The organism is Streptomyces roseolilacinus, assembly GCF_014649335.1.
In the GTDB taxonomy this organism is placed as follows: Bacteria; Actinomycetota; Actinomycetes; order Streptomycetales; family Streptomycetaceae; genus Streptomyces; species Streptomyces roseolilacinus.
Window position 1 is genome coordinate 67,628 of the sequence record NZ_BMSV01000011.1, and the last position, 20,602, is coordinate 88,229.

Annotated in this window: 19 protein-coding genes and 1 pseudogene; 9 read left to right on the top strand and 11 right to left on the bottom strand. The window is 75.1% G+C overall.

What is annotated here, in order from left to right; all coding sequences use genetic code 11:
- The first annotated feature begins 179 nt into the window (after nt 1-179).
- The 4 genes from ectA (at nt 180) to thpD (ending at nt 3,456) form a co-directional block, all read left to right on the top strand.
- A complete protein-coding gene (gene ectA, locus IE106_RS24280) occupies nt 180-716 on the top strand; it encodes a diaminobutyrate acetyltransferase (RefSeq protein ID WP_189537327.1) in 537 nt (178 codons plus the stop codon).
- A 155-nt stretch (nt 717-871) separates the two neighbouring features.
- Nucleotides 872-2,125 carry a diaminobutyrate--2-oxoglutarate transaminase gene (gene ectB / locus IE106_RS24285; protein ID WP_189537480.1) on the top strand — a complete coding sequence of 418 codons (1,254 nt, stop codon included), beginning with the start codon at nt 872-874 and terminating at the stop codon, nt 2,123-2,125.
- Between the two features lie 71 nt (nt 2,126-2,196).
- Nucleotides 2,197-2,595, top strand: a complete 399-nt coding sequence (locus IE106_RS24290) for an ectoine synthase (protein ID WP_189537328.1) — start codon at nt 2,197-2,199, stop codon at nt 2,593-2,595.
- A gap of 3 nt (nt 2,596-2,598) precedes the next feature.
- Nucleotides 2,599-3,456 carry an ectoine hydroxylase gene (gene thpD, locus IE106_RS24295; protein WP_189537329.1) on the top strand — a complete coding sequence of 286 codons (858 nt, stop codon included), beginning with the start codon at nt 2,599-2,601 and terminating at the stop codon, nt 3,454-3,456.
- A 67-nt stretch (nt 3,457-3,523) separates the two neighbouring features.
- Here the strand turns inward: thpD and IE106_RS24300 are convergent, their stop codons facing one another.
- The 3 genes from IE106_RS24300 to IE106_RS24310 all read right to left on the bottom strand — a co-directional run bounded on the left by IE106_RS24300 (nt 3,524) and on the right by IE106_RS24310 (nt 6,334).
- Nucleotides 3,524-4,228: a DsbA family oxidoreductase gene (locus IE106_RS24300; protein WP_189537330.1), complete on the bottom strand. Its 705-nt coding sequence runs from the start codon at nt 4,226-4,228 to the stop codon at nt 3,524-3,526.
- Nucleotides 4,229-4,358: 130 nt separating this feature from the next.
- On the bottom strand, nt 4,359-4,751 hold the full coding sequence (locus tag IE106_RS24305; RefSeq protein WP_189537331.1) for a VOC family protein: 393 nt from the start codon (nt 4,749-4,751) through the stop codon (nt 4,359-4,361).
- Between the two features lie 53 nt (nt 4,752-4,804).
- Nucleotides 4,805-6,334 carry an aldehyde dehydrogenase (NADP(+)) gene (locus tag IE106_RS24310; RefSeq protein ID WP_189537332.1) on the bottom strand — a complete coding sequence of 510 codons (1,530 nt, stop codon included), beginning with the start codon at nt 6,332-6,334 and terminating at the stop codon, nt 4,805-4,807.
- A gap of 113 nt (nt 6,335-6,447) precedes the next feature.
- Between IE106_RS24310 and IE106_RS24315 the strand changes: the two genes are divergently transcribed.
- From IE106_RS24315 to IE106_RS24335, 5 genes are all read left to right on the top strand, one after another.
- Nucleotides 6,448-7,218 carry an IclR family transcriptional regulator gene (locus tag IE106_RS24315; RefSeq protein ID WP_189537333.1) on the top strand — a complete coding sequence of 257 codons (771 nt, stop codon included), beginning with the start codon at nt 6,448-6,450 and terminating at the stop codon, nt 7,216-7,218.
- Between the two features lie 219 nt (nt 7,219-7,437).
- Entirely contained in the window at nt 7,438-8,439 is a 1,002-nt protein-coding gene (locus IE106_RS24320; protein WP_229840736.1) for a hypothetical protein, read from the top strand.
- Entirely contained in the window at nt 8,436-9,734 is a 1,299-nt protein-coding gene (locus IE106_RS24325; RefSeq protein WP_189537334.1) for a sensor histidine kinase, read from the top strand. The genes IE106_RS24320 and IE106_RS24325 overlap by 4 nt, the downstream gene beginning before the upstream one ends.
- Before the next feature lie 29 nt (nt 9,735-9,763).
- Nucleotides 9,764-10,384: a response regulator gene (locus IE106_RS24330; RefSeq protein ID WP_229840751.1), complete on the top strand. Its 621-nt coding sequence runs from the start codon at nt 9,764-9,766 to the stop codon at nt 10,382-10,384.
- Nucleotides 10,385-10,774: 390 nt separating this feature from the next.
- Complete coding sequence (locus IE106_RS24335; RefSeq protein ID WP_189537483.1) at nt 10,775-11,170, top strand: hypothetical protein; 396 nt, start codon at nt 10,775-10,777, stop codon at nt 11,168-11,170.
- A 30-nt stretch (nt 11,171-11,200) separates the two neighbouring features.
- Here IE106_RS24335 and IE106_RS24340 read toward each other — a convergent pair whose 3' ends face one another.
- The 8 genes and pseudogenes from IE106_RS24340 to IE106_RS24375 all read right to left on the bottom strand — a co-directional run bounded on the left by IE106_RS24340 (nt 11,201) and on the right by IE106_RS24375 (nt 20,598).
- Nucleotides 11,201-12,340, bottom strand: a complete 1,140-nt coding sequence (locus tag IE106_RS24340; RefSeq protein WP_189537335.1) for a pectinesterase family protein — start codon at nt 12,338-12,340, stop codon at nt 11,201-11,203.
- 244 nt (nt 12,341-12,584) lie between these two features.
- Nucleotides 12,585-13,895: a pectate lyase family protein gene (locus tag IE106_RS24345; protein ID WP_189537336.1), complete on the bottom strand. Its 1,311-nt coding sequence runs from the start codon at nt 13,893-13,895 to the stop codon at nt 12,585-12,587.
- A 31-nt stretch (nt 13,896-13,926) separates the two neighbouring features.
- Nucleotides 13,927-14,757 (bottom strand): rhamnogalacturonan acetylesterase, encoded by an 831-nt coding sequence (locus IE106_RS24350; RefSeq protein ID WP_189537337.1) that lies wholly within the window; start codon nt 14,755-14,757, stop codon nt 13,927-13,929.
- A 104-nt stretch (nt 14,758-14,861) separates the two neighbouring features.
- Complete coding sequence (locus IE106_RS24355) at nt 14,862-16,202, bottom strand: ABC transporter substrate-binding protein (RefSeq protein ID WP_189537484.1); 1,341 nt, start codon at nt 16,200-16,202, stop codon at nt 14,862-14,864.
- 249 nt (nt 16,203-16,451) lie between these two features.
- Nucleotides 16,452-17,033 (bottom strand): annotated as a pseudogene (locus IE106_RS24360) (pectinesterase family protein); the annotation flags it as partial.
- Between the two features lie 57 nt (nt 17,034-17,090).
- A complete protein-coding gene (locus IE106_RS24365; RefSeq protein ID WP_189537338.1) occupies nt 17,091-18,617 on the bottom strand; it encodes a glycoside hydrolase family 43 protein in 1,527 nt (508 codons plus the stop codon).
- Nucleotides 18,614-19,459 carry a DUF6807 domain-containing protein gene (locus tag IE106_RS24370; protein WP_189537339.1) on the bottom strand — a complete coding sequence of 282 codons (846 nt, stop codon included), beginning with the start codon at nt 19,457-19,459 and terminating at the stop codon, nt 18,614-18,616. The genes IE106_RS24365 and IE106_RS24370 overlap by 4 nt, the downstream gene beginning before the upstream one ends.
- Nucleotides 19,456-20,598 carry a Gfo/Idh/MocA family protein gene (locus IE106_RS24375; RefSeq protein ID WP_189537340.1) on the bottom strand — a complete coding sequence of 381 codons (1,143 nt, stop codon included), beginning with the start codon at nt 20,596-20,598 and terminating at the stop codon, nt 19,456-19,458. Before IE106_RS24375 ends, IE106_RS24370 begins: the two co-directional genes overlap by 4 nt.
- Nucleotides 20,599-20,602: the final 4 nt, after the last annotated feature.

Below are 20,602 nucleotides of genomic sequence, written 5' to 3' on the forward strand. Positions count from 1 at the left end.
TTGCGGTGATGTGACGCACTCAACATCACGCCCATTTTGACCGGATATGCCGAGCCAAAACGGCCGGAAACACGTCCCCTTCGTCCGCGTCCCGCGCACGCGTGATAACACACCGGCGCTTTGCCCCCAAGAGATCACCCCGATGAAATCCAGGAAATTGCTGGGTAAGTTCCCTTCGCATGACCGCCGCACAAGCAGACCTTGCACGTGCCCGATACGAATTCATCGAAAGCCCGCGGGTGGAGGACGGAGCCGCGATCTGGCGGATAGCCCGCGACTCCGAGGTGCTCGACCTGAACTCCTCCTACAGCTACCTCCTGTGGTGCCGCGACTTCGCCGCCACGTCCCTCGTCGCGCGCGGCGAGGACGGCGGGCCGGTCGCGTTCGTCACCGGCTACCTGCGCCCCGACCGCCCCGGGACCCTGGTCGTCTGGCAGGTCGCCGTCGACCGGGAGCACCGCGGCCGGGGCCTGGCCGCCACCCTGCTGGACGCGCTCACCGCGCGGCTCGCGGACCGCGGCGTCCACACGGTGGAGACGACCGTCACCCCGGACAACACCGCCTCCGACCGGCTGTTCACCTCGTTCGCCCGGCGCCGGGGCGCCTCCCTGGAGCGCGAGGTCCTCTTCGACGGCCGGCTGTTCCCCGAGGGCACCCACGAGCCCGAGATGCTGTACCGCATCCGGCCCGTCACCGGCGCCGGCCTGCCGGACTGACCCCGGCGCGGCCCGTGCCGCCCGCCCGCCGTCCCCCCTTCCCCCCCCCACCGCAGGAGCGATCAGCTGTGACCATCACCCCGCCCGCCGGGCCCTCCGCCTCCCCCACCTCCGCCGGCCCCGGTCGCGGCAGGAGCCGCGGCGGTGCCTCCGCCCTGAGCGTCTTCGAGGCCCTGGAATCGGAGGTGCGCAGCTACTGCCGCGGCTGGCCCACCGTGTTCGACCGCGCGCAGGGCGCCCGCCTCACCGACGAGGACGGCCGCACGTACCTGGACTTCTTCGCCGGCGCCGGCTCCCTCAACTACGGCCACAACAACCCCGTGCTGAAACGCGCCCTGCTCGACTACCTGGAGCGCGACGGCATCACCCACGGCCTCGACATGGCGACGACGGCCAAGCGCACCTTCCTGGAGGTGTTCCACGACCTCGTGCTGCGGCCGCGGGAGCTGCCGTACAAGGTGATGTTCCCGGGCCCGACCGGCACCAACGCCGTGGAGGCGGCGCTGAAGCTGGCCCGGAAGGTGAAGGGGCGCGAGTCGATCGTGTCGTTCACCAACGCCTTCCACGGCATGTCGCTGGGCTCCCTCGCCGTCACCGGCAACGCCTTCAAGCGGGCCGGCGCCGGGATCCCGCTGGTGCACGGCACGCCGATGCCGTTCGACAACTACCTCGACGGGCAGGTGCCGGACTTCCTGTGGTTCGAGCGGCTCCTGGAGGACAGCGGCTCCGGGCTCAACCAGCCGGCCGCCGTCATCGTCGAGACGGTGCAGGGCGAGGGCGGCGTCAACGTGGCCCGCCCCGAGTGGCTGCGGGCGCTCGCGGACCTGTGCCGCCGCCGCGACATGCTGCTGATCGTCGACGACATCCAGATGGGCTGCGGCCGCACCGGCGCCTTCTTCTCCTTCGAGGAGGCCGGCATCGTGCCGGACATCGTCACGGTCTCCAAGTCGATCAGCGGCTACGGGCTGCCGATGTCGCTGTGCCTGTTCAAGCCGGAGCTGGACGCGTGGGGGCCGGGCGAGCACAACGGCACGTTCCGCGGCAACAACCCGGCGTTCGTCACCGCGACGGCCGCCCTCGGCGCGTACTGGGCGGACAGCGCCCTGGAACGGCACACCCTCGCGCGGGGCGAGCAGGTCGAGCAGGCGCTGCTGACGATCTGCGACGAGAACTCCGCGGACGGCGCCCACTACCGCGGCCGGGGCCTGGTGTGGGGGCTGGAGTTCGCCGAGAAGGAGCGGGCCGCGCGGATCTGCCGGCGGGCGTTCGAGCTGGGGCTGCTGCTGGAGACGTCCGGCCCGCAGAGCGAGGTCGTGAAGCTCCTGCCGCCGCTGACCGTCACGTCCGGGGAGCTGGACGAGGGGCTGCGCACGCTGGCCCGCGCGGTCCGCGAGACCGCCACCGCCTGAGCGCCGGGACGGCGCCCGTACGCGCGGGGGCCCGAAGTCGCCGAAGTCATGAAACGAAAGGTGCAGTTGCCGTGATCGTCCGATCGTTGCAGGAGATCGAGAACACCGAGCGTCATGTGAGGTCCGCGTCCGGGACGTGGGAGAGCAAGCGGATCGTGCTCGCCCGCGAGAAGGTCGGCTTCTCGCTGCACGAGACGGTGCTGTACGCGGGCACGGAGACGTCCATGTGGTACGCGAACCACATCGAGGCCGTGCTGTGCGTCGAGGGCGAGGCGGAGCTGACCGACCACGAGACGGGCGAGGTGCACTGGATCCGGCCCGGCACCATGTACCTCCTCGACGGGCACGAGCGCCACACCCTGCGCCCCAAGACCGACTTCCGCTGCCTGTGCGTCTTCAACCCGCCCGTGACGGGCCGGGAGGACCACGACGAGAACGGTGTCTACCCGCTGCTGACGGAGGAGGGCTGACCGGTGGAGGACCTGTATCCCACGCGCGGCACGACCGAGGTCGTCACGCCCCGCCGCGACCCGGTCGTGTGGGGCCCCCTCGACGCGGAGCTGGAGGCGTTCGACCGGGACGGCTTCCTTCCGGTCGAGGACCTGCTGGCGGACGAGGAGGTCGCGGTCTACCGGGAGGAGCTGGACCGGCTGGTCGCCGACCCGGCCGTACGGGCCGACGAGCGGTCGATCGTCGAGCCGCGCTCGCAGGCGGTGCGGTCGGTGTTCGAGGTGCACCGGATCAGCGACGTGTTCGCGAGGCTGGTGCGGGACGAGCGGGTCGTCGGCACGGCGCGGCGGATCCTCGGCTCGGACGTGTACGTCCACCAGTCGCGGATCAACGTCAAGCCGGGGTTCGGGGCGTCCGGGTTCTACTGGCACTCGGACTTCGAGACCTGGCACGCGGAGGACGGACTGCCGCGGATGCGGACCGTGTCGGTGTCGATCGCGCTGACCCGCAACCACGACACCAACGGCGCCCTGATGATCATGCCGGGGTCGCACCGGACGTTCCTGGGGTGCGCGGGGGCCACGCCGAAGGACAACTACAGGAAGTCCCTGCGGATGCAGGACGCGGGCACCCCGTCGGACGAGGCGCTGACCCGGCTCGCGGACGCGCACGGCATCCGGCTGTTCACCGGGCGGGCCGGGTCGGCCACGTGGTTCGACTGCAACGCGATGCACGGCTCGGGCGACAACATCACGCCGTACCCGCGGAGCAACGTCTTCATCGTGTTCAACAGCGTGGAGAACACGGCGGTGGAGCCGTTCGCGGCACCGGTGCGCCGCCCCGAGTTCGTGGGGGCGCGGGACTTCACACCGGTGAGGTGAGCCGCCCCTGCCGGGGGTCCGGGTGCCCGCCGCCGTCGAACGGCGGGCACCCGGACCCCCGGCGGTGTCAGACGGCGCAGGCGCCGTCCGCGTCGCAGGCGGGCGCCGTGCCGGCGGCGGCCGCCGGCTGGAGGGCGCGGCCCTGCCACGCCTGCTGGAGCGCCTGGGTGAAGACCTCGGCGGGCTGGCCGCCGGAGACGCCGTACCGGCGGTCGAGGACGAAGAACGGCACGCCGGTCGCGCCGAGTTCGGCGGCCTCGCGCTCGTCGGCGCGCACGTCGTCCGCGTACGCGGTCGCGTCGGCGAGCACGGACCGCGCCTCGCTCTCGTCGAGCCCCGCCTCGACGGCGAGCCGGACGAGCACCTCGGAGTCGTACACGGACCGCTCCTCGGCGAAGTTGGCCCGGTAGGCCAGGTCGAGCAGGGCCTCCTGCCGGCCGCGGGCCTTGGCCAGGTGGAGGAGCCGGTGGAGGTCGAAGGTGCCGCCGTGCAGGCGCCCCTCCACCCGGTACGCCAGCCCCTGCCCGTGCGCGACGGAGGCGACGTGCTCCTCCATGGCCCGCGCCTCCTCGGGGGTGCGGCCGTACTTGGCGGCCAGCATGTCGACGACGGGCGCGACGTCCTCCCGGGCGCGGCCGGGGTCGAGTTCGAAGGACCGGTACACCACCTCGACCTGGTCCCGGTGCGCGAACGCCGCGAGCCCCTCCTCGAAGCGGGCCTTCCCTATGTAGCACCAGGGGCAGGCGATGTCGCTCCAGATCTCGACGCGCATGGTGGGTCTCTCCAGGTCTGACGGCACGGTCGGCGGATCGGTGCGGAGGGGGCCTCCGCGCCACCGCCCCCCAACGCCGCCGGGCCCCGGCGCATTCCCCGGGCCCGGCGGCGGGCGTCGGCCGCGGGTGTCAGGGGCGGGCGTGCTGGATCAGGTCCCAGCGGTTCCCGTACAGGTCGCGGAAGACGGCGACCGTGCCGTACGGCTCGCGGCGCGGGGCCTCCTCGAAGGTGACGCCGGCGGCGCGCATCCGGTCGTGGTCGCGGTCGAAGTCGTCGGTGTACAGGAACAGGCCGACCCGCCCGCCCGTCTGGTCCCCCACCCGCTCGCGCTCCCGGGGGGTGGCCGCCCTGGCGAGGAGCAGGGCGGTCTCGCGGGCGCCGGGCGGGGCGACGACCACCCAGCGCTTCCCGTCCCCCTGGGGGGTGTCCTCCCTCAGCTCGAAGCCGAGGGCGCGCGTGTAGTGGGCGATCGCTTCGTCGTAGTCGCGTACGACCACGGTGACCAGTCCGAGATGGGGCATGGACCGATCATGCCCGCTCCGGGCCGGGGGCGCGGCCCCCGGCCCGGAGGGGGTCAGGGCTCCAGGCGGCCGTCGACCCGCCGCGGCAGGCCCAGCGGGTTGTCGTCGCGGAGCTCCGGCGGGAGCAGGGAGTGCGGGGTCGACTGGTAGGCGACCGGGCGCAGCCAGCGCTCGACGGCGGTGCCGCCGACCGAGGTGGACATGGACGTGGTCGCCGGGTAGGGGCCGCCGTGCTGCTGGGCGTAGGCGACGGCGACGCCGGTGGGCCAGCCGTTGACGACGACGCGGCCCGCGAGCGGGGTGACCTCCGCGAGGAGCGCGGCGCCGGGGCCCTCGCCGGCCGCCTCCCGGGAGGAGACGTGCAGCGTCGCCGTGAGGTTGCCGGGCAGGCGGGACAGGACGCGGGTGACCTCGTCGTCCGTCTCGTACCTGGCGACGACGGTGACCGGGCCGAAGCACTCCTCCAGGAGCAGGTCGTGCGGCCCCTCCTCGGCCAGGCGGGCGGCCGGCACGGTCAGGAAGCCCGCCGCCACCTCGCGCTCGCCGGCCTCGCCGGGGGTGACCGGCGCCTCGACGTCCGGCAGGCCGGCCCGTTCGGTGACGCCCGCGACGAAGTTGTCGCGCATCCGTCCGTCGAGGAGGACGCCGCCGGGGACCTTCGCCACCGCGTCGGCCAGGGAGCCGACCAGCCGGTCGCCGGCCGCGCCCGCGGGGGTGAGCACCAGGCCGGGCTTCACGCAGAACTGGCCGGTGCCCAGGGTCATGGAGCCGGCCAGGCCCGTGCCGATCTCCTCGGCCCGCTCCGCCGCGGCGTCCGCGGTCACCACGACGGGGTTGAGGGAGCCCAGCTCGCCGTGGAACGGGATCGGCACCGGCCGGGCGGCGGCCGCGTCGAACAGCGCCCGCCCGCCCCGTACCGAACCGGTGAAGCCGGCCGCGGCGACCAGCGGGTGGCGGACCAGCTCGACGCCCGCGTCGAAGCCGTGGACCAGGCCGACGACCGTCTCGGGGACGCCGTGCTCGGCGGCGGCCTCGCGCAGCGCGGCGGCGGCCAGCTCGGAGGTGGCCGGGTGGTCGGGGTGGGCCTTGACGACGACGGGGCAGCCCGCGGCCAGGGCGCTGGCCGTGTCGCCGCCGGCCACCGAGAAGGCGAAGGGGAAGTTGGAGGCGGAGTACACGGCGACGACACCCAGCGGCACCTTGTAGCGGCGCAGGTCCGGGATCGGCGGCGTCGCCGAGTCGTCCGGGTGGTTGATGATCACGTCCAGGAACGCGCCCTCGTCCACGATGTCGGCGAAGGCGCGCAGCTGGTAGCAGCTGCGGGCGAGTTCGCCGGTGAGACGGGGCACGCCGAGGGCGGTCTCGGCGTCGGCGGCCTCGACGAGCCGGCTCCTCGCCGCTTCGAGCCGGTCGGCCGCGGTCCGCAGGAACGCGGAGCGCACGGCGCGGTCGGCCAGCGCGGCGCGGGCGTCGTGCGCGGCGCGTACCGCGCGGTCGACGTCCTGCGCCGTCGCTTCCGATGCGACCTGCTCCCGCTGCTTCCCGGTTCGGGGGTCGACACTCCAGACTTGTGCTGCAGACACCGCGGACGTCCTCTCCGACTGTGCGCGTTCCATCCGTTCGGTATTCTGAACGGCGTTCCTGATGATGAATATGCTGGAACTCTATTAACGGGCGTCTGAAGGGGTCAAGGGCGATGTCTGCTACCGAATCCGGCGGAGCACAGGTCAAGTCCGCGGTACGCACGGTGGAATTGCTCGAGTACTTCGCCGGAAGTCCCGGCATGCACTCGCTGGCGGCCGTCCAGGAAGCGGTCGGCTACCCCAAGTCGAGCCTGTACATGCTGCTGCGGACCCTCGTCGAGCTGGGCTGGGTGGAGACGGACGCGACCGGCACCCGGTACGGCATCGGCGTCCGCGCCCTGCTCGTGGGCACCTCGTACATCGACGGCGACGAGGTCGTCGCGGCCTCCCGCCCCACCCTCGACCGGCTCTCCGACGACACGACCGAGACCATCCACCTCGCCCGCCTCGACGGCACCAGCGTCGTCTACCTGGCGACCCGGCAGTCCCAGCACTACCTGCGCCCCTTCACCCGCGTCGGGCGGCGGCTGCCCGCCCACTCCACGTCCCTCGGCAAGGCGCTGCTCGCCACGTACGACGACGAGCAGGTGCGCAAGCTGCTGCCGGAGACCCTGCCGGCGCTCACCGAGCACACGATCACCGACCGCGAGAGACTCATCGAGGAGCTGCACGCCGTCCGCGAACAGGGGTACGCCGTGGACCGCGAGGAGAACACCCTCGGCCTGCGCTGCTTCGGCGTCGCCATCCCGTACCGCACCCCCGCGCGCGACGCGATCAGCTGCTCGGTGCCGGTCGCCCGGCTCACCCCCGCCCACGAGCAGACGATCAAGGACGCCCTGTTCGACGCCCGCGACCGGCTCACCCTCGCCACCCGCAGGCTCTGACGGCGGACGGGGGGCGGGGCCGGCCCTCCCGGCGTGAGCCGAACCGGCCGCCGGCCCACGCGGGCGGGCTCGGGCGGGCGCCGACCGGCACGGGCCGGGTACTCCCCCGGTGGACGCCGGGCACTCCCCCCGGTGGAGGCGGCGTCTCCGCCGCGCGGCGGAGGGGGATCGTCGGCGCGCACGAGGCGCCGGGGCCCTCCCCGGCGGGACCGTGGGGGCATGACGACGCCCCCGCTCGCCCTCCCCCGACCCGACCCCGGTGCCCACCCCGGCACCGGCCCCGACGCCGCCGCACGCGTGCTGCGCGCCGTCGCGGTCGTCGCCTGCGTGCCGTACCTGGCGCTGAAGACCGCCTGGCTGGCCGGCGGTCGCGTCGGCCTGCCCGAGGGCAGCGTGCTGCTGGAACACCCCCGGCTGGTGGCGGTCGCCAACGCCGGGACCCTCCTGATGGACCTGGCCGTGATCGCCCTGGCGCTGCTCCTCACCCAGCGGTGGGGCCTGCGCGTGCGCGCCTGGCTGCCGGCGTTCCCGCTGTGGGTGGCGACCGGTCTGCTCCTGCCCATCGTGGTCGGGTTCCCGGTGGACGCCCTCGCCGGGCTGCTGGAGGGCGGGGGGCACGCGGCCGCGGGCCCGGCGGAGCCGCTGCTCGACGCGTGGGTCTTCCCCCTCGTGTACGGCGGGTTCACCGTGCAGGGCCTCGCCCTGGGCGCGCTGTCCGTCCGGTACGCGCGCCACCGGTGGGGCCGGCTGTGGCGCGGCACGGTCCGGGACCTGCCGGCGCGCGTGTCCGGGCCCGGGACGCGGGCCGCCGCCGCGGTGGCGTCGCTGGCCCTGGTGCCCGTCGCCGCGGTCCACCTGGGGTGGGCGGCGGGGATGACGGAGGGGCTGTCCCCGTCCCGGATCGCCACCCGGACGGCGGGCTTCCACGCCCTGGAGGCGCTGCACGTGCTGTACGCGGCGGCCGCGGTGGCGGGGGTCGGGCTGCTGGTGTTCCGGCGCGGCCGGGGCCTGCCGCTGCGGTTCCCCCTGGCGCTCGGCTGGGCCGGGTCGGGGGCCGTGGGCTGCTGGGGCGGCTGGCGGTTCCTCACCGCCGTCGCCCCGGCCGCCGATCCGGCGGAGGAGCCCACGGCGCTGCTCACCCTCACCTACGCTGGCGAGATGATCACGGGGATGGTGCTGGCCGGCTGCCTGGCCGTGTTCCTGCGCGGGCGCGCCGGATGAGCGTGCGGGGCCGCCCGGCGGGCGGGCGGGTGCGGCGGACGGCGGCGGCGCTGCTGGGCGCGCGGGCGAGGCTGCGCTGGGCGCACCTCATCCTGGGCGGCGCGCTGCTCATGCCGTACTGGCTGCTGTCGACGGTCGTCCTGTCCGTGTTCTCGGACCGGGTGGGCGCGTTCTCCGGGTCGTTCCGGGCGCAGGCGGCGGCGTACCTGCTGGCGCTGCCGATGGCCGCGGTCACGGGGGCCGTGCCGCTCGCCCGGCCGATGTCGGTGGCGGTGGCGCGGGTGCTGTGCGGCGTCCCCGCGGAGCTGTTCGCGGACTCCCCGGCGCTGTCGCGGGCGGCGAAGGCCCGGACGGCCGCCTGGTTCACCCTGCACGTGGGGCTCGGCGGGCTGGTGAGCGGGGCGTCGCTGGCGCTGCCGCCGTTCGCGGCGGCGACGATGGCGCTGCCCTTCTCGCCGGGGCTGCGGGAGTCGCGGCTGGGCGACGCGTGGGGCGCGGACCACCGGTGGTGGGTGGTCCTGGGCGTCCCCGCCGGGCTGCTGATGCTGCTGGCGCTCGCCGCGGCCGCCGCCGCGGCGGGGGCGCTGCTGGCACGGCGGGCGCCGGTGCTGCTCGGGCCGACGCCCGCGGACCGGCTGGCGGCGGCCGAGCGGCGCGCCGCCGAACTCGCCGCGCGCAACCGGCTCGCCCGCGAACTGCACGACTCGGTGGGCCACGCGCTGAGCGCCGTCACCCTCCAGGCGGGGGCGGCGCGCCGGGTCGTCGACGCCCCGGAACCGGACCTGGTGTTCGTCCGGGAGGCGCTGGCCGCCATCGAGGGGACGGCGCGGCGCACGGTCGGCGAACTGGACTCCGTGCTGGGGCTGCTGCGGCAGGGCGAGGACGACGGGGAGCAGTCGGCCGGGCCGGGGCTGGAGGCGCTGGACGCGCTGCTCGCGCACAGCGGCCTGAAGGTGGCGTGCGCGCTGGAGGGGGACCCGGTGGCGTCCGTGCCGGGGCCGGTCTCCCGCGAGGCGTACCGGATCGTGCAGGAGGGGCTCAGCAACGTGCTGCGCCACGCGGGGGCCGTGCCGCTGTCGCTGCGGCTGCGCGCGGCGGACGGGGAACTGGAGGTCACGATGGAGAACCCGCTGACCGGCGGTGCGCCGGTGGTACGGCCCGGAGGCGGCCGGGGGCTGCGCGGGATCGCCGAGCGGGCGGCGCTGCTGGGCGGGCACGCGGCCGGCGGTCCCGCGCGGGACGGGGCGGTGTGGCGGCTGACCGCGCGCCTGCCGCTGGCGGGAGGCCGCCGGTGATCCGCGTCGTGCTCGCCGACGACGAGCGGATGGTCCGCACCGCCCTGCGGGTCATCCTGGCGGCCGAGCCGGACCTGGAGGTCGTCGGGGAGGCCGCGACCGGCGCGGAGGCGGTGTCGGTGGTGCGGGAGGCACGGCCCGACGTGGTGCTGATGGACGTTCGCATGCCGGAGGTCGACGGCATCCGCGCCACCGAGCAGCTGCTCGCGACGATGGCCGAGCCGCCGCGGATCGTGGTCGTCACCACCTTCGAGAACGACCAGTACGTGTACGACGCGCTGCGCGTCGGCGCAGCCGGGTTCCTGCTGAAGCGGGCGGGGGCGGAGGACCTGGTCGCGGCGGTGCGGCTGGTGGCGCGCAGCGACTCGCTGCTGTACCCGGCGGCGCTGCGCGGCCTCGCCGCCGCGCACGGGCGGCGGTGGGCCGCCGCGCCGGCCGCGCCCTGGGTGGCGCGGCTGACCGAGCGGGAGGCCGACGTGCTGCGGCTGGTCGCGGCGGGGCTGACGAACGCGGAGGTCGCCGCCCGGCTCGGGGTCGGCGCGGCGACGGTGAAGACCCACGTGGCGGCCGTCCTGGCGAAGACGGGCGCCCGGGACCGGACGCAGGCGGTGATCGCCGCCTACGAGTCGGGGTTCATCACCCCGGGGTGACCCGCGCGCCGCCCCGTGGGGGATCCGGGGCGGCGCGCGCCTCGACGGCGCCGGGGCCGGCGGGAGGACCGGCGCGGCGCGGGGTGGACGACGGCCGGGAGCCGTACGCCTGGTTCACCTCGTACGCGAAGGACGCCGGCAGCGGCGGGGAGGCGGCCGTCGCGGTGTTCGCGGAGGACTCGGACGCGGCGCGTGCGGAGGCCGGCGGCGGCCGTCGCGCGGCCGACGCGCGGCCGACGCGCGGCCGACGAGGGCGGCGGCGCCGGAGCGGGGGCCCGGCGGCGGGCGGCCGGCCGGGGCCTGCGAGCATCGACCCGCTGACCGCCGACCGTGCCTGGAGGACCCGTGCGCCGCCTGTCGTCCCGCCCCCGCTCCCTGTCCGGCTGGACCATGGCCGTCTTCGGCCTGCTGGCCGCGGCGCTCGGCGCGGTGGGCCTGGCCGCTCCGGACGCGCTGCTGGCGGTGATGGGCTTCGCGCCCGTGCCGGACGGGGCCCGGGTGGAGGGCGACCACACCCTGGTGTTCCTGACCGCGTCGTCGATGGCGGCGGTGAACATGGGCGTGTACTACGTGCTGGCGGCGCTCTCCGACTGGCGGGCGTTCTTCGGCTGGACGGTGCCGTTCCGGCTGCTGACCTGCGCGGTGTTCACCGCCGCCGTCCTCGGGGGGCGCGCCCCGGCCGGGTTCCTGGGCGTGGGCCTGTGGGAGGCGGCGGGCGCGGCGGCGACCTGGGCGGCGCTGCGCCACGAGCGCCGGACGGCCGCGCCGCCCGCGCCGGCGGGGTGAGCCGGCCGGGCGGCGCGGTACGCGGCGGGCCTACGGGAGGCGGTGCTCCGCGGCGCCCCGCGCGGCCCACGGACGCCAGTCGCCCAGGTACGCCTCGCGGGTGGCCGCCGCCGCCTCGGCCCTTGTCAGCTGGGGCCGTTCGGCGGGGTCGAGGATCCGCGCGCCGGGTCCGGAGTTGCGGTACTCGGCGAACCGCTGCGCCTGCCAGGGGTACTGCTCGCGCATGTTCGCGTACGGCGCGGCCGCGTCGATGCCCGGGCCCAGCAGGCTGTCGCGGACCACGAGCGACGGCCGGGCGGTCGGGTCGGAACTCGGCACCCACGGCCGGGCCAGCTTGTACGCGCCGTCCTCCGCGCCGCTGGTGATCCGGCACCCCACGGCGAGGTGGCCGTGCGGGTTGGCGACGGCCGTGGACGGCGCGAAAACCATGCCCTTCGGCGTGAAGTCGACGTCCCGGGCGAGGGTGTGGAACCGGCAGTGCTCGAACACGGCGGTGGCGCGCCCGAAGACGAAGTCGACGTCGCCCTCGGCGTAGCAGTGCGCGAAGTACTGCCGCGCGAACACCGGCAGGGCGGCCGTGTCGGCGTACAGGGTGTCCTGGTGGCCGAGGAACCGGCAGTGGAGGAAGGCCGACCGGTCGCCCGTCGCCTTGAGGGCGACGGCCTGGGTGGCGGTGATCCCCGGGTGGTCGGCGCGCAGGAAGTCGTTGGCGAAGGTGACGCGGTGCGCGGTGAACCCGTCCGCGAGGACGGTGGTGGTGGCGGAGCCGGAGGTGCCGTACGTGCCCGAGCCGTCGGGCTTCGGGGTGCCGGCGGCGTTGCCGTACACGATGACCGTGTCGCGGGGGTCGCCGCTCGCGCCGAGGAGGGTCAGGCCGGTGTGGCCGGCGGGGACGACGACGGTCTCGCGGTACGTGGCGGGGGCGAGGACCAGGGTGTGGCCGGGGCCGGCGGCGGTGACGGCCGCCTGGACGGTGGTGTGGTCGCCGCGGCCCGCGGGGTCGACGTACAGCGTGCGCGGGGTGAGGCGGCGGTGGGGCCCGCCGTAGCGGCCGAAGGGCGGGAGGGGCCCGGTGGCCAGGGCGTTCCCCGGGGCGGCGGCCCCGAGGAGGATCCCGAGGCCCAGGGCCCCGGTCCGCAGGAGGGTCCTGCGGCTGGGCGTCGACGGCATGCGTCTGCTCCTTGCGGTGAGGGCGGGTCGGCCGGGGCCGCGTCGCGGCCGGGGCGGCCGGAGCGCGGCGGGGCGGCGCGGGGGGCGGGGCGGCACAGGACGTGCGGCGGCACCGGGCGTGCGACGGGGCGGCATGGAGGTGCGGGAGTGCGGGGACGGGGCGGTGCGGGGAGGTGGGGGCGGGAGCGTCGACGTCCCGGTCGGGGACGCTGTGCGGGCGCTCCCGCCCTGCTCGGGGGCGGGGTCAGCGCAGGCGGCCCGCGCCGGCGCGGTGGGCGAGGAGCGCCGGCAGCACCCGCGGGTGGTCGACGCGGGTCCGCAGCGTGGGCGTCCAGCCCGCGCCGGACTGGAGGACCTCGCCGGGGACCTCCGCGTTGTGCACCGCCAGGAGGTCCACCGCGCGCCCGTTGACGTGGTTGCCGCCGACCGTGACCGGCGCCTCCTTCCACTTCTTCAGGATCTTCCCGGCTGGCACGCCCTCGGGCAGCCGGAAGGAGTTCTTCTCCGCCACCAGCTGCGACTCGGCGCCGATGCCGAAGCTGTACGCGTAGCCGTCCCCCGGCACCACGTAGTGGTTGTTGTAGGCGTCGACCTTGCCGAAGCGGACGCGCGGCGCGCGCTCGACGACGTTTTTGAAGACGTTGTGGTGGAGGGTGACGCGCAGCCTGCCGCGGTCGGTGGCGCCCGCGCTGTCGCTGTTGCCGATCATCAGGGTCTTGTCGTGGTCGGCGAAGACGTTCCAGGACGCCGTCACCAGGTCCGCGCCGCGCACGACGTCCAGCTCGCCGTCGTGCTGCTGGTACAGCTCGCCGAAGTGGCGGGGCAGGGAGCTGTCCGGGTGGCGGCCGTCGGTGAAGGTGTTGTGGTCGATCCACACGTGGGTGGAGCCGTGGACGACCATCGAGTCGTACTCGGAGTTCCAGGCGCCCGTCGCCCCGTCCGTGGGGTCCCACTGCGGGAAGCAGTCGAGGGGGCTCTCCAGGGTGAGGTTGCGGACGATGACGTTGTCGGCGTCCTTGATCTGGAGGCTGCCGCCGGTGATCCCGGCGCCGCGGCCGACGCCGACGATGGTCGTGTGGGAGGGGACGAACGCCTTGACGGCCCGGTCCTGGTTCCTGGCGGAGGCGGCGCGGAGGTCCTCCTGCGGACCGCTGACCTCCTTCTCGTAGCCCCAGACGGCCGGGTCGTAGTCGGCGAGGTACCGGTCGAAGTCGTAGCCGGGCGCCTCGAAGGTCTCGCAGCCGCCCTCGGTGGCGTCGAGCGTGCCGACCACGCGGATGATCTTCGGTGCGTCGCCGCCGGCGGCGAGCGCGTCCCGGAACCCGGCCCAGGTGGTGACGGTGTACACGTGGGCCGCGTCGGCGGCGGCGCCGCCGGTGGTGCCGCCGTCGGCGGAGGCCCAGCCGTCGCCGGCGGGCAGCGTGTGGCGGCCGAGGTCGCGGGGGCCGGTCCCGGCGGCGGCCGCGGGGGCCGTGAGGGACAGCACCAGCGCGGTGCAGCCGGCCAGCGACGCGGCCGTTCCCATGACCCGAGCATGACATCCGTGAGTGCGCATTGCGGCTCCTGAGGGGAGGGGAGGGAGGGGGTCAGGCGGTGGGCCAGGTGATCCGGCCGGCCGGGACCTCGTCGTCGAGGCGGCGCACGTCCCGGGGCCGGAGCACCCGCTCCGCGAGCAGGCCCCGGGCCACCGTGCGGGCGACCTCGATCGCCCCGAGGGGCCGGAAGTGGGTGTTGTCCCGGCGGCCGTCCGGGTAGTTGGGCGACTCCCCCGGCTCCAGCCAGTTGAAGTACGCCTTCGAGCCCTCGGGGCCCAGCCGCTGCCACGCGGCGAGCGACGCGGCCTGGACGTCGACGAGGGGCACGCCGTGCTCGGCGGCGAGGGCGCGCACGGCGGCCGGGTACTCCCCGTGGGAGGTGACGGCCCGGCCCGCCGCGTCGAACCTGCGCCGCTCCACCGAGGTGAGCAGCACCGGCCGGGCGCCGCGGCCGCGCGCCCCGGAGACGTACCGCAGGAGGTGCTCCCGGTAGGTGGTCCAGGGCTCGGTGTGACGGGCCGGGTCCTCGGACTTCTGGTCGTTGTGCCCGAACTGGACGAGGAGGAGGTCGCCCGGGCGGATCGCCGCCAGGATCGGGTCGAGCCGGCCCTCGTCGAGGAAGCTCTTGGAACTGCGGCCGTTGACCGCGTGGTTGGAGACGCCCAGGTGCGGGGTGAGGAAGAACGGCAGGGCCATGCCCCAGCCGGTCTCCGGCGCGGCGGGGGCGTACTTCTGCGCCGCCGTGGAGTCGCCCGCGATGTACAGGGTCCGGGGGGCGGTGGCCGCGCCCTGCCCGGTGGCGGCGGCGGCCGGGCGGGCCGCCGCGCCCGCCACGGGGAGGGCGGCCAGCGCCGCCACGGTCCGTCTGCGGCTCAGGGACACGTCGTCGTGCCTCGCTCTCGTGCCGGATGTCGCGCGGATGAGGGGGAGGTGCGGCCGGCGGCGGGGCGCGACCCGGACCGCCGCCGGCCGGTTCTGGGGGGGAACTAGCCCTTCTTGAGCTGCTCGTTCCACTCGGCCTGGGCCTCGTTGAGCTGCTTGGCGAGGGTGTCCAGGAACTCCTTGGGGGTCATCGCGCCGAGGAGCACCTTCTGGAAGTTCGGCTCGTTCTCCGACTTGCTGATCTTGTTCCAGTCGGGCAGGTAGTACGGCAGCTGGACGATCTTGGTGGAGCCGTCGGTGAGGGCCTGCGCGCCGAGCTTGGTGGCCTGGGCCTTGTCCAGCCACGCGTCGCCCGCGGCGTCCGTGTGGGACGGGATGGCGCCGGCCGACTCGTTCCACTTGCTGTTCGACTCGTGGGAGACGGCGAACTCGATGAACTTCCAGGCCGCGGCCTTGTTCTCGCTGGTGCGGAAGAGGCCGAGGCCGTCGACCGGGTTGGAGACCTGGACGCGGACGCCGCCCGGCCCGACCGGGTTCGGGATGCCCGCGAACTTGTCCGTGCCGAGGGCCTTCACGTGGTCCGTGTAGGAGCCCAGGTTGTGGTTCATCATGGCGATGGAGCCCGAGTCGAACTGGGCGTTCATCTTCTTGAAGTCGTTGTTGACGTCGGCCTCGGGCGTGGCCTTCTTGTACAGGCCGACGTACTTCCCCAGCGCCGCGACGTTCTTCGGGTCGTTGACGGTGGTCTTGTCACCCTTCCAGAACTCGGTGATGCCGGACTGGCCGTACATCGCGTCCAGGGCCTGGGCGATGGAGCCGGAGCCGCCGCGGATCGTGTAGCCGAACTTGTTGTTCTTGGCGTCGGTCAGCTTCGCGGCGGCCGTGTAGAAGGCGTCCCAGGTGGTGGGCGCCGGGAGGCCGGCCGCCTTGAACAGGTCGGTGCGGTAGTACACGACGCCGTTGCTGGCGGAGGTCGGCACCGAGTACATCTCGTCGCCGCGCCCGCCGGCCGACTTCACCGACTCGACCATGCCGGGGACGAGCTTGCCCTTGAGGGACGACGCCTCGATGCGCTCGCCGACCGGGTCCAGGGCGTTCTGGGCCACCATGTTGGCCAGGTAGGCCGCGCCCACGCCGCCGACGTCGGGCAGGCCGCCGCCCGCGATGGCCGTGTCGTACTTCGACTGGACGTCCTCGCTCGGGATCGGGACGTACTTGACCTTGATGTCGGGGTTCTTGGCCTCGAAGTCCTTGATGATCTCCTGCCAGACGGCGGTCCGCACACCGCCGTTGTTGTCCCAGAAGGTGATGGTGCCCTTGCCCGAGCCCTCGGTGCCGCTGCCGCCGGTGCCGTCGTCACCGCAGGCGGTGGCGGTGAGCGCGAGCGTGGCGGTCAGGGCGACGGCCGAGGCCGCGCGTCCTCTGAGGCTTCTCGAGATGGTCATGTCGGCTTCTCTCTTTCGGGTGCGGGTCGTGCGGGGGAGGGTGGGGTGCCCTTCGGTGCTGCGGGTGGTGCGGATGGTGCGGGGTCCTCCGGTGGTACGGGGTCGTGCGGGTGTCACGAGAGGTGCGGTGCCCGGTTTCCCGCCGGGGTGCCGGGGGCGTCCGGGGTGGAAGCTCCCCGCGGGGGTGTCGCCGACGATCCGGGACCGGGTGGTCAGGAAGCCGTACGGGTCGCCCTTCCAGGTGCTCGCCGCGGTGACGTGGCCGTCGTCGGTGGCGGGGCCGCGGCCGAGCGCCCCGACGAGGGAGTCCTCGACGACGGTGGCGGCCCGTCCGCGGAGGAAGTCGGCATCCCCCTCGAGGTACGAGTCGCGGATGCGGACCCGGCTGACGACGTCCGGCTCGGGGCCGTCGGTCATCAGGGTGTCCTGGTCGCCCTGGAAGGCCGTGTCCTCGAAGACGGTCCGGTCGCCGGTCGTCCTCACCGCCAGGGCCCGCTCCCCGTTCGGCCCCGCCGCCGCCTCGTCGAAGTCGTCGGCGAAGGCGAGGTCGCGGGCCGAGACGTCGGAGGAGGCGATCGGGACGGTGGCGCCGCCCGTGGACCCTCCGTACGCGGCCGGGGTGTCGTACACGATCACGGTGTCCGGCCGGTTCTGTCCAGTCCCCTGAAGCGAGATTTTCGGCTTGTCGGCGGAAATACGCGCTTTCTCACGGTACGTCCCGGGAGTGATGCGCAGCGTGACGCGGCCGCCGTTGCCGGCGGACGCGGCGGCCAGGGCCCTGCCGGGCGCGGCCCCCGACCGGGGCAAGCGCTTGCTGGGGAAGTGCGTCATTGCGGCTCCCGACGGCTCGTGGGGTGAGGGGATTGCGCGAGGTGGTGCGGCTTCGCGTCAGACGACCCGGAAGTCGGCGAACGTGGCGGTCCCGGCGCTCCCCCGCCCCGGGGGCGCGGCCGCGAACAGGCCGAGCAGCGCGCCGACCCAGCGCCACGGCGTGGCGGCGAAGACCGGCCCGGACGGCCGCGGGCCGTCCCCGGTGTCCGCCTGGAACCGGCAGCGCGCCCCGGCCGACACCTCGATCCGCAGCCGCGCGCGCCCCCGGGGCGCCGGCCGCGGCGGCGCGGCGTCCCGTTCGGCCTCCGCCACGGGCTCGGCGAACCGGTGCACCAGGCGGACGGCCCCGTCGTCGCCGCGCTCCAGGCCGATCCACGAGAACGCGTCGCCCAGGACGGCGAGCCCGGCCCGGGCACCGGGCTCGGCGCTCTCCAGGGCGAGGTCGACCTCGACGGTGAACTCCTCGGCGGGCAGCCGCTGGGTGAGGACGTGCGGCAGCAGCCGCAGGTCGTGCGCGTCGCCGGTGCGGACGCAGTTCATGCGCAGCCCGTCCCCGCCGTGCTCGACGGTCCAGCCGGGCCGGGGGTTGGCGGTCCACTGCCACTGCCGTCCGAACCGGCCGCCGGGGAACGCGTCGTCGGTGGCGGGCGCCTCGACGGGCTGCTCGGGGGCGGCCGGCTTGCGGTGCTCGGCGACCGGCTCGCCCCGGTCGCCCATGACCGGCCAGCCGTCGTCGTCCCACGTCATGGGCTGGAGGTGGACGACCCTGCCGTACGCGCCGCGCGCCTGGAAGTGCAGGAACCAGTCCTCGCCGGCCGGGGTGCGCACCCAGCCGCCCTGGTGGGGGCCGTTGACCTCGGTACGGCCCTGGGCGAGGACGATCCGCTCCTCGTACGGGCCGAGGAAGTCCCGCGACCGGAAGGCGCCCTGCCAGCCGGTCTCCACTCCCCCGGCGGGCGCGAGGATCCAGAACCAGCCGTCGTGCCGGTACAGCTTGGGCCCTTCGAGGGTGAACCAGCCGGGGATGCGGTCGCCGTCGACGATCGTGGTGCCCTCGTCGAGGAGGGTGCGGCCGTCGCGGCTCATCCGGTGGCCGGTGAGCCGGTTCTTCACCCCGGAGCGGGACTTGGCCCAGGCGTGCACGAGGTACGCCTCGCCGGTCTCCTCGTCCCACAGCGGGCAGGCGTCGATCAGCCCCTTGCCGGCCTTCAGCAGGTGCGGCGCGGTCCACGGGCCCCGGACGTGCTCGGCGCTGATCTGGTAGACGCCGTGGTCGGGGTCGCCCCAGAAGATCCAGAACCGACCGTCGGCGTGGCGCAGGCTGGGCGCCCACACCCCCTTGTCGTGGCGGGGCGCGGCGAAGTCGGCGGCGGGTTCGAGGCGTTCGAGGGCGTGGCCGACCAGGGACCAGTTGACCAGGTCGCGGGAGTGCAGCAGCGGCAGGCCGGGGGCGCGGCCGAAGCTGGACGCGGTGAGGTAGAAGTCCTCGCCGACGGCGACGACGTCGGGGTCGGACCAGTCGGCGGCGAGCACCGGGTTGCGGTAGGTGCCGTCACCGAGGTCGGCGCGGTGGACGGGTGTCATGACAGGGCCTTCCGTACCAGCGCGGCCGCCGCCGGACGGTCCAGGCGGCCGTCGGCGACGACGGTGACGAGGCGGCGGACGACGGTGCCGCCCGCCGGGACGGGCAGCCTCCGGTCCCAGGCGAGGGACGAGCCGACGCCGGGGTACTCCCCGGTGCGGACGAACCACGGGTCGCGGCGGGTGTCGTCGGTGGCTCCGGCGAAGACGAGCGTCCAGTCCGCCCCGCGCAGCGCCAGCCAGTCGGCGGTACGGCCGTGGACGGCCTCCTCGCCCTCGGCGGCGGCGGTGAACACGTCGGGGGCCGCGGCGCCGGCGGGCTCCTTGGGCGCGCGCCAGAAGAAGCCCCCGTAACCGGCGCCGGGGCGGCCGTTGGTGGCCGGGGAGCCGATGGACAGGACCTCGCCGCCGGGGTTGGTGAGCGAGAAGGTGAAGTCCAGCGCCCAGGCGTCGGCCGTGAGCCCGGTGGCGGCGACGGTCCGGCGCTCGCGCAGGAGGTCGGTGCCGCCGGAGGTCCAGACGAGGTCCTCCACGAAGCCGTCCGGGTCGCGCAGCTTCCAGTCGGCGTGGCGCTGCTCGCCGTGGTTGTCCAGCTCGGTGGGGCCCTGGTCGCGGACGAAGGTGCGGCCGCCCCAGAAGTTCCGCCCCGCCACGTCGGGGACGGCGACCGACACCCCGAGGTGGTGGAGGTGGTCGGCCGGCCGCTCCTCGGTGACCGGTGTGCCGTGGAGGGTGGTGACGGGGTGGAGGTAGGGGCGGGGGGAGAGCCGGGCCGGCAGGTCGCCCCGGTGGACGTAGTGGCCGACGGCCCGGCCCCGGCAGCGCAGGACCAGTGGGTGCGTCATGGGGCTTTCGCCTCCAGCTCGGAGAAGAGGGAGAGGGAGTCGGCGCTCGCGTGGACGAGGCTGTCGACGCCCTTCACGATCCGCCGCCGGGCCCCGTCGGCCGTCTCCTCCGCGTACCAGTCCGCGGCGGGCAGGACGCGCGGCTCGGGGGCGGTGCGGACGGCCTCGACGACGCGCATGAACGCGCCGGTCCGGTCGGGCGGGACGAGGAGTTCGGCGCCGTCGACGAGGTGGTGGACCAGGTTCTCCAGGAGGTCGGTCCGGCCGTGCACCGTCTCGACGGGGCCGTGCCCGGCGCGCTGCACCAGGACGCGGTCCTGCTTGTACCAGAAGGTGATGCGGCCGTGCCGGCCGTGGACGAGGACGTACGGTTCGCCGGGTTCCTCGGCGCAGAGGGTGACGGCGGTGGTGACGCGGGTGCCGCGCGCGGTGGTGACGCGCAGGCAGGAGGTGTCGTCGGCCTCGATGTCGTTGGCGCGGGCCAGTTCCAGCTCGATGTCGGCGACGTCCTCGGCGAACGGGCTGCCGTCGAGCGCCAGGGCGGTGGCGACGGCGTGGGCGAGCGGGTTGGTGAGCACCCCGTCGACCACGTCGGTGCCGTGCAGGCGGCGCTTGCCGGCCCAGGGGGAGCGCCGGAAGTACGCCTCGTCGCGGGCCCACGCCCCCGCGGCGCCGATGCCGGTGACCTCGCCGACGGCGCCCTCGGCGACGAGGCCGGCGATGGCGGTCAGGGCGTGCGAGCCGAGCGACTGGAAGCCGATCTGGCAGGCGGTGCCGGCCAGGCGCACCCCGTCGGCCATGCGCCGGAACTCCGCGAAGGACGGGGCGGGCGGCTTCTCCAGGAGGAGGTGGACGCCGCGCCGCGCCGCGGTGAGCGCGAGGTCGGTGTGGGTGTCGATGGGCGTGCAGACGACGGCGATCCGGGCGCCGGTCGCGTCGAGGAGGGCGCCGAAGTCGTCGGACTGCGCGGGGGCGTCGAACCCGTCGAGCTCCTGCGCGTCGAGCGGGCGCAGTTCGCACACCCCGGCGAGCCGTACGAGCCCGGCCCCGGCGAGGCGCCGGATGTTGTGCAGGTGCCAGCGGCCGTGGCCGCGGGCGCCGGCGAGGACGACGGGGAGGGGCAGCGGTCCGTGGTTCATCCGG